Below are 12,092 nucleotides of genomic sequence, written 5' to 3' on the forward strand. Positions count from 1 at the left end.
AGTGACGACAACAACGCAGGACCCGGCACTCGCCGCCGTCAGCGCACGCGCGGTCACCCGCAAGACCACGCTTCCGCCGATGACACCGAAGCTCGCTGCCGGGCTGATCATCGCCGGCTCCATCATCCTGTTCGGCATCTTCGGGCCGCTCTTCGTCGGCAACCCGTCCACTGTCGACAACGTCGGCCTTCGCGGGCCCGGGGATGGTTTTATCCTCGGAACGACACAGACCGGTCAGGATGTCTTCGCCCAGCTTGCGTACGCAACGCGCGGTTCGCTCACCATCGGTTTGATCGTCGGTGTGCTGACGCTGTTCCTCTCCGCGTTCTTCGGCATCGTGGGCGCCTACGCCGGCGGCTGGCTCGACGAATCATTCTCGCTGTTCAGCAACGTGATGCTCGTCATCCCTGGCCTGCCGCTCATCATCATCATCTCGAGCTACGTCCCGGACAAGAGCATCCTGCTCGTCGCGCTCGTGCTCGCGATCACCGGCTGGGCCGGATCCGCGCGCGTGCTGCGCGGGTTCACCCTCAGCCTGCGCAACCGGGACTACGTCGCTGCGGCACGCGTTTCTGGCGAGAAGCCGTGGCGGGTGCTCGGCGTTGAGATCCTTCCGAACCTCATCCCACTGCTCGCGTCGCAAGCCGTCTTCGCCGTGATCTTCGCCATCCTTGGAGAAGCCGGTTTGTCCTTCCTCGGCCTCGGGGCATCCGGATCGTTCACCTGGGGCACCATGCTCTACTACGCCCAGAACGGGCTCGCCCTGAGGCTCGGTGCGTGGTGGTGGTTTGTACCGCCGGGGCTGCTCATTGCCCTGTTCGGCGCGGCACTCTCCCTCATCAACTTCTCCATCGACGAGATCATCAACCCCAAGCTGCGCAACCAGACCCGCGCGACCCGCAAGAAGTGGAACCTGTCGAAGTCTGAACTCAAGCAGGTTGTGAAGGAGGACGAGCTGTGACCATCAGCGAACAGGCACAGGCCAGGGTCGACCGGGCGACGACAGCGAGGTCACACCCGGTGCTCACCGTCGACGACTTCAGCGTCGAGTACCGCGGCGAACGCGTCGTCCAGGCCGTGAAGCACGTCTCACTCGAACTCGGCCGCGGCGAGATCCTCGGCCTTGCCGGCGAGAGCGGGTGCGGCAAGTCGACGCTCGCCTACGGCATCAACCGGTTGCTCAAGCCGCCGGCGATGATCACCTCGGGCGGTGCGCACTTCCACTCCCGCGAGGGCTACTCGATCGACCTCGGCGAACTCCGCGGTGACGACCTCCGCGCGTTCCGCTGGGACAAGATTTCGATGGTCTTCCAGGGTGCGATGAACTCGCTCAACCCCGTCATCACCATCCGGGACCAGCTCGAGGACATCTTCACCACCCACCGTCCCGAGATGCGCAAGAAGGAGCGGCGAGAGAAGTGCGCCGAACTGCTCGAGCGCGTCGGGGTCGACCGCTCGCGGCTCGTGTCGTACCCGCACGAGCTGTCCGGCGGCATGCGCCAGCGGGTGATGATCGCCATGGCGATGGCGCTCGACCCGCAGATCATGATCATGGACGAGCCGACGACGGCGCTCGACGTCGTCGTGCAGCGCGAGATCCTCCGCGAGATCACCCGACTGCGTGCCGAGCTCGGCTTCGCGGTCATCTTCATCACCCACGACCTGCCGCTGCTGCTCGAGATCAGCGACCGGATCGCCGTGATGAAGGAGGGTGAAATTGTGGAGCTGGGGGATGCCGTCGACCTCTATACCAACCCACAGCATCCGTATACGAAGAAGCTTCTGGCGTCATTCCCGAGCCTCACCGGCGCTCGCGGCGGATTCGTCCGGGGCCACGCGCAGGACCAGGACGGGGGAGTGGCATGAGTGTTCTCGAGGTAAAGAACCTGGTCAAGGAGTACAAGCTGCGCGAGGGCTGGAAGGGCCGGACGCTCACCGCGGTGAACGACGTGACCTTCTCGATCGAGTCGGGGCGCACCGTTGCGCTCGTCGGCCAGTCCGGCAGCGGCAAGTCGACCCTGGCCAAGCTGCTCATGCAACTGGAGACGCCGACGTCGGGTGTGATCGAACTCGACGGGCAGCCCGTCGTGCGTCGTGGCGCCGGATTGAGGCAGTACCGGAGCGACGTGCAGATGGTGTTCCAGGACCCGTTCGCGTCACTGAATCCGTACCACACCATCGCCCACCACCTGGCTCGGCCGTTGATCATCCACGGCAAGGCGAAGGGCCGCGACGAGATCGACGCCGGTGTCGCCCGGTTGCTCGAGCGCGTGCGGCTCGAGCCCGACATGGCGTCGCGCCGACCGCACGAGCTGTCCGGCGGCCAGCGCCAGCGGATCGCAATCGCCCGGGCGCTTGCACCGGAGCCGAAGATTCTCGTCGCAGACGAGCCGGTGTCGATGCTCGACGTCTCGATCCGGCTCGGGGTGCTCAACCTGTTGGCCGACCTGCAGCGCGAAGAGAATCTCGGTGTGTTCTACATCACCCACGACCTTGCGACAGCCCGGCACTTCTCCGATGACATCCTCGTGATGTTCCAGGGCGAGATCGTCGAGCGCGGCCCGGCTGACGACGTCATCCTCAACCCCCAGCACGAATACACCAGGCTGCTCGCAGAGGCGGCACCGAACCCAGAGAAAAGAATTTCCGCGTGAGCTTCACCTCCCTCAACTCCACCGACGGCGCAAGCTGGACCCTCCGCGCGACGGCCGGTCCGATCGATGCGAGCATCACCGACCGGGACGTGCCCGCGACGGTACCGGGCGAAGTGCAGCTCGACCTGCTCGCCGCCAGCCTCATCGACGACCCGTTCGACGGTGCCAACGAGAAGGCGCAGGCCTGGATCGGCTACTGCGACTGGCGGTATCGCACCTCGTTCAGCTGGAACCCGAACGACGCCGAGCGCCACGACCTCGTTGCCGACGGGCTCGACACGGCCGCGACCATCACCCTCAACGGCACCGAGGTTGGCCGCACCCAGAACCAGCACCGCGGGTACCGGTTCGACATCGGCGCGCTGCTGGTCGATGGCGACAACGAACTCGTCGTCGACTTCCGCTCGCCGATCGAGTTTGCCCGTGAGCAGGAGGCGCTCCTCGGCGCGCGGCCGACCGTGATGCACCACCCGTTCAACGCGATCCTCAAGGTCGCCTCCAACTTCGGCTGGGACTGGGGCATCGACGTGTCGAGCTCGGGCATTCTCAAGTCGATCGGCATCGAGTCCTGGTCGGGCGTTCGCATCGCTTCGGTGCGTCCGCTCACCGAGATCGAAACCGGCGCACACGGCAGCAGCACCGGCATCCTGAACGCACACGTCGCCCTCGAGTGGGCGAGTGCGAACAGCACCGACGCCACAGTGGCTGTCACCGTGAACGGCGCCACCGAAACCGTTCCGGTGAAGCACGGTGAGACTGATGCCGCGGTGCGGGTCAACGCCGGACCGATCGACCTCTGGTGGCCGCGTGGCTACGGCGACCAGCCGCTCTACGACGTCACCGTCACGGTCGGCGACGCCGAGTGGGCCAGCCGCATCGGGTTCCGCACCGTCACCCTCGACACCGCACCGGACGCGCACGGCTCGCCCTTCTCCCTCTTCGTCAACGGCCAGCTCATCGGCATCCGTGGCGCCAACTGGATCCCCGACGACGCCTTCGTGACCCGCATCACCCGCGAGCGTTATCGCGCGCGCATCACGGATGCTGTCGACGCGAACATGAATCTCCTGCGGGTCTGGGGCGGCGGGATGTACGAATCCGACGACTTCTACGACGCCTGTGATGAGCTCGGCGTGCTGGTCTGGCAGGACTTCCTCTTCGCGTGCGCCGCGTACGCGGAGGAGGACCCGCTGCTGGGCGAGGTCGAGGCCGAGGCACGGCAGAACATCACGAGACTCAGCACACACCCGAGCCTCGCGCTCTGGAACGGCTGCAACGAAAACATCTGGGGCTACCTCGAGTGGGGCTGGCGCAGTCAGCTCGGTGACAAGACCTGGGGCGAGGGGTACTACATGGACCTCCTGCCGTCGCTCGTCGCCGAACTGGTTCCCGGCACCCCGTACTCGCCCGGCAGCCCGTTCTCGTTCACGAAGTACGCGCACCCCAACGACCCGCGCAACGGCACGATGCACATCTGGGATGTCTGGAACGACAAGGACTACACCGCGTACGCCGACTACTCACCGCGATTCGCGAGCGAGTTCGGGTTCCAGGGTCCGCCCGCGTGGTCGACGCTCACGGCATCCGTTCATGACGAACCGCTCGAGCCGTACGGCGAGCAAATGCTGGTGCACCAAAAGGCGCACCAGGGCAACCTCAAGCTCGAACGCGGACTCGGGGAGCACCTGCCGAAGCCGCGGTCGATCGACGAGTGGCACTGGGCGACCCAGCTCAACCAGGCCCGGGCGCTGCGCTTCGGGATCGAGCACTTCCGTTCGCTGTGGCCGCTCAATACCGGGTCGATCATCTGGCAGCTCAACGACGACTGGCCCGTCATCTCATGGGCTGCTGTCGACTACGCGGGTCACCGTAAGCCGCTGTGGCACGCGCTCAAGCACGCATACGCCGACCGCCTGCTGACGATCCAGCCGCGCGACGGAGTGCCAGTGCTCGTCGCGCACAACGATTCGGCCGAACCGTGGACCGCAACCGTGAGCGTGTCACGCCAGAGCTTCGACGGCACCGAGCTGGCCGCTCAGGCCGTCGAGATCGACGTCGAGCCGCGCGGTATCGCCCTGATCCCGTTCGACGAGGCCGTGCTCGCGGTGACGGATGCCATGGCGGAGTTTGTGCGCGCGAGCGTCGACAGCACGGACAGTGCGTTCTGGTACTTCGCCGAGGATCCGCAACTGGCACTCGAGCCGGCGGCGACGGCACTCGACGTGACCGTCGAGCCGGTCGACGGGGGCGCAACGGTCACCGTTCGGGCGAACTCGCTCGTCAAGGACATCGTCGTGCAGGCTGACCGCCTGCACCCGCAGGCATCCGTCGATCGGGGACTCGTCACGCTCGCGGCGGGAGACAGCGCGGTATTCACCGTCTCCGGGCTTCCCGGATCGTTCTCGATCGACCGGACCCCCATCGCCGGTTTCCCGGTGTTATGTTCGGTGAATGACCTTGTCACCGGGTAGGCCGGAGGCGATTGACGTTGTCGGCCTCTGCCTCCACCAGCCGAGGCGGCGGGTTTCGCTCGAGCCGTTCTGGATGCAGTTCCTGCAGGGTGCAGAGGACGTCCTCGCGGAGAACGGCAAGACCCTCCTGCTCGCGGTAGTGGCCGACCTGGCTGATGAGGTCGCCACCCTGCGGCGCTGGCATGAGACCGGTCAGGTCGTCGGGGTGATCCTGTCTGACCTGGCGTCGGGCGGCGACGAACGCCTCCGGTTGGTGCACGAGATCGATATGCCAGCTGTTGTGCTCGCGCAGCCGTTGCTGGCACCCGGGTTCGCGACGATCTCGACCGACAATGCGCGGTCGATGCGTGAGGTGGTCGAGTTTTTTGCAGCGGCCGGGCACCGCAGGATCGGCAGGGTGACTGGGCCCAAGGAGTTCATGCACACCCTCGTTCGCGACGATGCGTTCTCGGACGCCGCAGAACGCCTCGGCATCGAGACGTTCTCGGTGACGAGCGACTACACAGCGGATGGCGGCGCCGAAGCGACGGCGGAACTTCTCGAGCGGACCGACCGGCCAACGGCGGTGATCTACGACAACGACCTGATGGCGCTCGCCGGCCTCGAGACGGTCACCTCGTTCGGCCTGTCAGTTCCGGGTGATGTTGCGATCCTGGCCTGGGACGACTCGGTCCACTGCCAGCTCGCCTCCCCACCGGTATCCGCCCTGATGCACGACCTGGTCGCATACGGGGCGGACACCGCACGCGTGCTGCTCGATGTGTTGAACGGCGTGCCGGAGCCCGGTCGGTTCGCGGAGCAACCACACCTCGTCGCCCGCGAGTCGACCCGCGTGGTTCGGGACAGGGAGCCGGAAGGGCACCCGGACATACACTTGCAAGGGTGAGCAGCGAGAACGGCACAGCGACCGAAACCACCCTCCCCACGATTGCCATTCTCGGCAGCGGCTCGATGGGATCGGCCATCTTATCCGGGCTGCTTCAGCCGGGAGTGACCGTGGCCGGCGGCATCCGCGTGACGAATCGAACCAGTGCGAAGGCCCAGGAACTTGCTCGGCTTTCCGGCGTCACGTCGCTCGCTCTCGAGGAGCGGCCCGATGCCAACCGGATCGCCGTCGACGGTGCTGAGGTTGTGCTCGTCGCGGTCAAGCCCGCGATGGTTCCTGACCTGCTGCGCGAGATCAGCGATTCGCTCGCGCCAGGCACGATCGTGATCAGCGTCGCTGCCGGCGTCACGGTAGCGACCTTCGAGTCGCTGCTGCCGGAGACTGTGCCGGTGCTTCGGTCGATGCCGAACACCCCGTCGGTGGTCGGTCGCGGGGTCACCGGGCTGTCGGCCGGTACCCGCTCGAGTGACAACGATCTCGCCGTCGCCCGGGCGATCTTCGAGACCGTCGGAACCGTGGTCGAGGTGCCCGAGAACCAGCTCGACGCGCTCAGCACGATTTCCGGTTCCGGCCCGGCCTACGTTTTCCTGCTCATCGAGGAGCTCACGAAAACCGCCGTCGCGAAGGGCTTCACTCCGGAGCAGGCCGCTGTGCTCGTAAACGGTACCTTCCGGGGTGCCTCAGAGCTGCTCGCGCAGTCGGACAAGACCCCCGAACAGCTGCGCATTCAGGTCACCAGCCCCAAGGGGACGACGGAGCGGGCTGTTGCTGTCCTCCAGAAGGCTGACCTCACGCACCTCTTCGATGAGGCGACGGATGCTGCGCTCGAGCGGGCGAAGGAACTCGCCGCCGGGTCCTGACCGGGTGTGCTCGGAAGCCGGCCACCGGCATCCGCTTGTCGCGACCGCTCACGGCATCCGCTCACCGCGAGAACATCACTTGCGGTCGAGAACACCCCGCGCAACTGATGCGCTCGGCCGGAACTGATGTTTTCGGCGAAAGCGAGCGCCTGGGCCGGGCTAGCTCCCCAGCGCCGCGAACTTCTCGATGTCGGCTGACGTTCCCGACACGATGATGAGGTCGTGGTCGGAGACGACGGTGTCTGCCGTTGCGTAGGTGAACGGCTTGCCCGGGCTCTTGACGCCGACGACGGTAATGTTGTGGCGCGATCGCACGCCGCTCTCCGTCAGGTTCTTGCCGCGAATCGGCCTCGGCGGGTACATCTTGACGAGGGCGAAGTCGTCGTCGAACTGGATGAAGTCGAGCATGCGTCCGCTGACCAGGTGCGCCACCCGCTCGCCGGCCTCGGCTTCGGGGTAGATGACGTGGTTCGCGCCGACCCTGGCGAGGATTTTGCCGTGCGACTGCGAGACGGCCTTGGCCCAGATCTGCGGGACCTTGAGGTCGACGAGGTTTGCGGTGATGAGCACGCTCGCCTCGATCGACGAGCCGACGGCGACGACGGCGATGGAGAAGTCCTGCGCCCCGATCTGCTTGAGGGCTTCGATGTTTCTCGCGTCGGCCTGAACCGTGTGGGTAATCCGCTCTGACCACTTCTGTACGAGCTCGGCGCCCTCGTCGATGGCGAGCACCTCGCGGTCGAGGCGGTCGAGTTCGCCGGCGCACGCGGCGCCGAAGCGGCCGAGACCGATGATGAGCACGGGGGCGTCGTGCTTGATACGGTCAACCAACGATTGGCCTCTCTTCTGGACGTCGATACAGCTTGGAACTTGTGGTGGCCGCGACTGCCGCAGCGAGTGTCACTGTACCAACACGGCCAAGGAACATCGTCATAGCGAGCACATACTTGGCGGGGTTGTCGAGCTCGGCGGTGAGTCCTGTGGAGAGTCCGACGGTACCGAAAGCGGAGATCACGTCAAAGAGCACATGGTCGAGTGGTGCCTTCGTTATTTGAAGAAGCACGATCGTGGAGATCGCCACAATCGTCGCGCCCCAGAGCACAACGCTCAGCGCGACCCTCAGAACGTCGGGCGGAACCCGGCGGCCGAACGCCTCCATGTCGGGGCTGCCCTTCGCCTCGGCGGCAGCGGCGAGGAAGATCACGGCGAGGGTGGTCACCTTGATGCCACCGCCCGTCGACGCGGACCCACCGCCGATAAACATGAGCATGTCGGCGACGAGCAGGCTCGACCCGTTCATGTCGCCGATCTCGATCGTCGAGAACCCACCAGACCGCGTCATCATCGAGAAGAACAGGGACTGGAAGACCGTGTCACTGAAATTGAGTGTTCCGAAGGTCCTGGGATTGTCGAATTCGAGCACCGAGATCGCGAGCGCTCCAGCGAACAGCAGGATGACGGTGGTCAGCAGCGTGAGCTTGACGTGGAGCGACCAGTACCGCACGTGCCAGAGGTGGCGTTTGAGTGCGTAAATCACCGGGAAGCCGAGCGCTCCGAGGAAGACGCCGAGCATCAGGATGGAGAGGAACCAGTAGTCGTTCGCGAACTGGCCGATGCCCCCGGCGTTGGGAGTGAACCCGGTGTTGGTGAAGGCCATGGCCGAGTAATAGAGGCTGTTCCAGATGGCATCCCAGGTGGGGATGCCGTCGATCACCATGCGGGGAAACAGCAGGACAGCGATGATCCCCTCGATCACGACGAGGCTGAGTGCAACGGTGACGAGCAGGTTGCCGATTTCGCCGAGCCGTACGGCCTGTCCTTCGGCGACGGGGCCGCGGTGGCCCCGCATGGGGTTCGAGTCGCTCGCCGCCATGAGCTTCGCGCGAAGCCCGAGCCGGCGCGAGATGACGAGACCGAGAATGGACGCCAGGGTCAGGACGCCGACAGCACCGATCTGAACGCCGATGTAGACGAGGGTATGACCGGCCAGCGACCAGTGGGTTGCCATGTCGACGGTGGCCAGGCCGGTGACGCAAATGACGGAGACGGCCGTGAAGAATGCGTCGGCGAGCGGAGTCATCCTGCCGTCAGCGGAGGCGATCGGAAGCGAAAACAGGAGGGTGAAAAGGAGGATCAGCGCTGTGAAGATCAGGATGGCAAATCGCGACGGAGAGCGCCCGGTAAAGTCCTCCACCTCTTCGCGGATACGCGCGAAGCCCGTCGCAACGAGAATGTGCGGACGCGCCTCGGTGGTGCTGCCGGCCACGGTTCCCCCGATCTTGGGCTTGGTTCGGACCGTTGTCATGGTACTCCGTGCTGAGAGTCACTAACCTTGGGCCATGGCTGACATATTTGACGTTATTGCGGATGCCACCCGGCGTGACATCCTGCAGATCCTCCTTGACCGGTATGAGTCCGACTCGACGGTCTCTCACGGGGGGACGAGCGTATCCGAAATTGTGACCGCTCTCGGCCTCAGCCAGCCGACGGTCTCCAAGCACCTCAAGGTGCTTCGTGAAGCAGGTCTCGTCGCTGTGCGCGAGGAAGGCCAGCACCGTTACTACCGGTTGGAGAGCGCCCCGCTCGAGACCGTCGAAGACTGGTTGATCCCCTTCCTCAGCGTCGATTTCGACGTCGCCGGTGCGATCGAGGTTGCCCTGACAGATCAGGCAAAGCAAATGGCGGATGCCATCGGGCACGCGGTCGCCGACACCACTCATCGCGTAACGAGTGCCGTTCAGGCAGTGAGCAAGAAACTGGGAAAGTAGGGACCCTCGACACCACTGATGGGTGGCGCTACAGTCAGAGAAGATCAGCCTGTTCCGCTTCGACGACACCCATCAGACCGAGAATCCCGCACCAGGAGACACCATGGCAAGTGGTTTGGAAGACGTACGTTTTCTTACGGTTGCCGAGGTCGCCGACATGATGCGGGTGTCTCGAATGACCGTGTATCGCATGGTTCACGCTGGAGAACTCCCGGCCATCCGGTTCGGCCGGTCGTTCCGTGTGCCCGAGTCAGCGGTTGAGCAGGTGGTCGGCTCGCACGTCGCATCCCAGGTCGCCGATAGCGCCTGAGCCAGCGTGGGTTCTTGAGCCTTCGGGATCGGGTAGACTGTCCCGAGGGCATTTTTTCTGCCGGCCGTGGCATCCGCGGCCATAGCCGATCTTTGTGAGGTAAGTAGTGGGTTCTGTAATCAAGAAGCGCCGCAAGCGTATGGCAAAGAAGAAGCACCGCAAGCTGCTTCGCAAGACTCGTCACCAGCGTCGCAACAAGAAGTAGCGAAACGCACCAGTTAAGCGCCGGGCCTTCGGGACTGGCGCTTTTTGGCGCGCCCGGGGGCCGGGCGCTTTCTTACGCCGCCATCGTTTTCTCGTAACGGCGGCGAAGGCCTGCGCGCTCCACGAACGTCCAGGTCGTCGTGACAGCGAGGTAGAGCGTTGCGGCAAGCGGAACGATCGACGCAAAGATTACCGTGATGAATGGCATCCAGCTCAGAATCCCCGTCAGGTTCTGCATGCCGGGCGGAAGCTCGTCGCTGACCGGAGGGGCGTTGCGCAGGGCCGCGCGGCGGCTCAGCCAGGCGACGACCGCAATGATGGCAAGGAGCGCGGCATAGACGAGCACTCCCGGCCACGCGGTGCCGCCGCCGAGGAAGCCGATCAGCGAGCTGCCGAGTTGGACACCGAAGACGTCCTCGGTGAGCAGATCATTCGAGTGTCCGTTGATGCTTTGCAGAATGAACAGGCCGTAGACGGTTGAAATGACGGGTGCCTGCAGAAGTGTGGGAAAGCATCCGGCCAGAGGTGACGCCTTTTCGGCCTGGTACAGCTCCATGGTCTTTTGTTGCAGCAGTTCGGGTTTCTTCTTGTAACGCTGCTGCAGTTCTTTGAGCTTCGGGGCGAGGCGTCGGCGGGTGAACTCGGCGCGCACCTGGGAGCGGCCGACCGGGATCAGAAGCGTGCGCACGAGCAGAGTGATGGCCACGATCGCTGCAGCGGTGCTCAGCTCCCCGGCGATCGGTGCGAGCAGGGTGGCGAGAGCGGTGACGAGTGAATAGGCGAAGTCGAGCACGATCGCGATGGGCGCGAACGAATAGATGTCCACAGGGGGAGTCCTTACGGTCAGAGGAAGAGGTGACGACTGAAGGTCGCGGGTTCTCTTCGTTACCGAAGGGCTACGCGACCGCCTCTGACAGCCCTGGGGCTCGCGGCTGCGGGCGTCCGGCCGTGTTCGGGTGGCTCGGCGCGGGAACGCGGGTGAGTGACTCGCGGTGTTCGCGCGCGCGGGACCCGACCATGAGTCGCAGCGCGATGATAATGACGGCGAGATAGCGGGCACCGAGAAGAGCGGATGCCGCGAGGACGGCGACACCGGCAACGAGCACGGCGGATGGTTCTGCGGCCTGCGCTATAGCCAGCACGAGGAACGACATGGTGAGCACCATGATCAGTTGCTCGTAGCGGGATCTCATCGGTTCCTCGGGTAGCGGTTGGATTCGAGGGTATCGGATGCCGCGGCCCGCGTCAGCCTGGCGGGGCCCGTCAACCGGCTCCCGCGGGCGTCAGCGGAGGCAGAGGTGCCGACCACGTCCCGGGGCGTCACCCGAGCTCCGGGAGGAAAAACCGGGCCCCCAGCCCCGTATTGTGCTTCGCCCCCACGATTCACCTCCCGAAACACCGGGGAATCAGCGGCGGAGGCAGCGGAGGTAGCGGCGGCGCCAGTCGAGCGGAGGGCGCTAAGCGAGCCCCGGAGGCGTCACCCGAGCGGAGCGCGCTAACCGAGCCCCGGAGGGTCACCCGAGCTCCGGGAGGAGAAACCGGCCACCCAGCCCCGTATTGCGCTTCGCCCCCACGATTCACCTCCCGGAACACGGCCAAGATTCTCTTCCCGAAACCGCCACTACCCCTGATCCCCGAGTGCCGAGAACGGTGCCGGATGCGACGACCAGTGCACTGGGTTCGTTCGACATCGATGTCAGTGGTTGGGTGTGTAGTTAAGTCATGAACATCCCGGTCAGCAACCCCTTCCGCACCCGTCCGGTGTAGCGTTCGGGTACCTGGTGAGGCTCGGGCGTGGTGCCGTTGGTACGGCGGTTCAATGTCAGTGGTTGGGTGTGTACTGAGGTTATGAATATCCCGGTCAGCAGTCCGATCCGTCACCGTTCTGGTGTGGCGGGCTTCGGTATGGCCGTGCCCGGTGCCGAGGTTCCGGTGGGTG

At 65.1% G+C, this 12,092-nt stretch carries 13 protein-coding genes; 9 read left to right on the forward strand and 4 right to left on the reverse strand.

Annotated elements, in window-relative coordinates; all coding sequences use genetic code 11:
- Nucleotide 1 precedes the first annotated feature (1 nt).
- From AC1C2N_RS00685 to proC, 6 genes are read left to right on the forward strand one after another with little or no spacing between them, the layout of a single operon-like run.
- Nucleotides 2-961: an ABC transporter permease gene (locus tag AC1C2N_RS00685; protein WP_483405117.1), complete on the forward strand. Its 960-nt coding sequence runs from the start codon at nucleotides 2-4 to the stop codon at nucleotides 959-961.
- Between the two features lie 2 nt (nucleotides 962-963).
- On the forward strand, nucleotides 964-1,866 hold the full coding sequence (locus AC1C2N_RS00690) for an ABC transporter ATP-binding protein (RefSeq protein ID WP_483405880.1): 903 nt from the start codon (nucleotides 964-966) through the stop codon (nucleotides 1,864-1,866).
- Nucleotides 1,863-2,654, forward strand: a complete 792-nt coding sequence (locus AC1C2N_RS00695) for an ABC transporter ATP-binding protein (protein WP_483405118.1) — start codon at nucleotides 1,863-1,865, stop codon at nucleotides 2,652-2,654. The genes AC1C2N_RS00690 and AC1C2N_RS00695 overlap by 4 nt, the downstream gene beginning before the upstream one ends.
- Nucleotides 2,651-5,125 (forward strand): glycoside hydrolase family 2 protein, encoded by a 2,475-nt coding sequence (locus AC1C2N_RS00700; RefSeq protein WP_495432467.1) that lies wholly within the window; start codon nucleotides 2,651-2,653, stop codon nucleotides 5,123-5,125. Before AC1C2N_RS00695 ends, AC1C2N_RS00700 begins: the two co-directional genes overlap by 4 nt.
- Complete coding sequence (locus AC1C2N_RS00705; protein WP_495432469.1) at nucleotides 5,106-6,011, forward strand: LacI family DNA-binding transcriptional regulator; 906 nt, start codon at nucleotides 5,106-5,108, stop codon at nucleotides 6,009-6,011. The genes AC1C2N_RS00700 and AC1C2N_RS00705 overlap by 20 nt, the downstream gene beginning before the upstream one ends.
- Nucleotides 6,008-6,871 carry a pyrroline-5-carboxylate reductase gene (gene proC / locus AC1C2N_RS00710; protein WP_495432470.1) on the forward strand — a complete coding sequence of 288 codons (864 nt, stop codon included), beginning with the start codon at nucleotides 6,008-6,010 and terminating at the stop codon, nucleotides 6,869-6,871. The genes AC1C2N_RS00705 and proC overlap by 4 nt, the downstream gene beginning before the upstream one ends.
- Before the next feature lie 159 nt (nucleotides 6,872-7,030).
- On the opposite strand, the gene AC1C2N_RS00715 is transcribed toward proC, so the two are convergent.
- Both AC1C2N_RS00715 and AC1C2N_RS00720 read right to left on the reverse strand, forming a co-directional pair.
- Complete coding sequence (locus tag AC1C2N_RS00715) at nucleotides 7,031-7,702, reverse strand: potassium channel family protein (RefSeq protein ID WP_108390042.1); 672 nt, start codon at nucleotides 7,700-7,702, stop codon at nucleotides 7,031-7,033.
- Nucleotides 7,695-9,176 carry a TrkH family potassium uptake protein gene (locus tag AC1C2N_RS00720; RefSeq protein ID WP_495432471.1) on the reverse strand — a complete coding sequence of 494 codons (1,482 nt, stop codon included), beginning with the start codon at nucleotides 9,174-9,176 and terminating at the stop codon, nucleotides 7,695-7,697. The genes AC1C2N_RS00715 and AC1C2N_RS00720 overlap by 8 nt, the downstream gene beginning before the upstream one ends.
- Nucleotides 9,177-9,210: 34 nt before the next feature.
- On the opposite strand from AC1C2N_RS00720, the gene AC1C2N_RS00725 reads away from it, so the two are divergent.
- The 3 genes from AC1C2N_RS00725 (at nucleotide 9,211) to AC1C2N_RS00735 (ending at nucleotide 10,154) form a co-directional block, all read left to right on the forward strand.
- Nucleotides 9,211-9,639: an ArsR/SmtB family transcription factor gene (locus AC1C2N_RS00725; RefSeq protein WP_483405123.1), complete on the forward strand. Its 429-nt coding sequence runs from the start codon at nucleotides 9,211-9,213 to the stop codon at nucleotides 9,637-9,639.
- A gap of 103 nt (nucleotides 9,640-9,742) precedes the next feature.
- Nucleotides 9,743-9,949 (forward strand): helix-turn-helix domain-containing protein, encoded by a 207-nt coding sequence (locus AC1C2N_RS00730; protein WP_108390044.1) that lies wholly within the window; start codon nucleotides 9,743-9,745, stop codon nucleotides 9,947-9,949.
- Nucleotides 9,950-10,055: 106 nt separating this feature from the next.
- Nucleotides 10,056-10,154, forward strand: coding sequence for a 30S ribosomal protein bS22 (locus tag AC1C2N_RS00735; protein WP_003792170.1), 99 nt, complete (start codon nucleotides 10,056-10,058; stop codon nucleotides 10,152-10,154).
- Between the two features lie 72 nt (nucleotides 10,155-10,226).
- Here the strand turns inward: AC1C2N_RS00735 and AC1C2N_RS00740 are convergent, their stop codons facing one another.
- Both AC1C2N_RS00740 and AC1C2N_RS00745 read right to left on the reverse strand, forming a co-directional pair.
- Entirely contained in the window at nucleotides 10,227-10,979 is a 753-nt protein-coding gene (locus tag AC1C2N_RS00740) for a YidC/Oxa1 family membrane protein insertase (RefSeq protein ID WP_495432472.1), read from the reverse strand.
- 70 nt (nucleotides 10,980-11,049) lie between these two features.
- Nucleotides 11,050-11,346: a DUF6412 domain-containing protein gene (locus AC1C2N_RS00745; protein WP_495432473.1), complete on the reverse strand. Its 297-nt coding sequence runs from the start codon at nucleotides 11,344-11,346 to the stop codon at nucleotides 11,050-11,052.
- Nucleotides 11,347-12,092 lie beyond the last annotated feature (746 nt).

This window comes from Mycetocola sp. Y791 (genome assembly GCF_059445325.1).